The organism is Aequorivita sp. KMM 9714 (genome assembly GCF_011065475.1).
Lineage (GTDB): Bacteria > Bacteroidota > Bacteroidia > Flavobacteriales > Flavobacteriaceae > Aequorivita > Aequorivita sinensis.
Map to the genome: position 1 here is coordinate 1 of NZ_JAAGRO010000062.1, position 270 is coordinate 270.

The following is a 270-nucleotide window of genomic DNA, read 5'->3' on the forward strand; positions in this document are numbered from 1 at the left end:
TGAATACAATATTACGTAACATATTTATTTTAGCCTTTATAGTTCTCTCAACGGGAAGCACTTTTGGGCAGGTAAAAGATGTAAAAAGGGCAAATAAAGAATTTGACAAGTATGCTTATATCGATGCGCGACAAATCTATCTTAAAGTAGTTGAAGATGGATACGAATCTGCTCAGATATATGAAAACTTAGGAGACACCTATTATTTTAATGGAGATTATACCAACGCAGCAAAATGGTACGAAAAATTAGTAACTACGTTTCCAGATG

1 protein-coding gene is annotated in these 270 nt (G+C 33.3%); it reads left to right on the plus strand.

The annotated features are described in order from the left end of the window. A partial coding sequence (locus tag G3A46_RS14655) for a tetratricopeptide repeat protein (RefSeq protein ID WP_206736035.1) occupies nucleotides 1-270 on the plus strand: 270 nt, incomplete at both ends.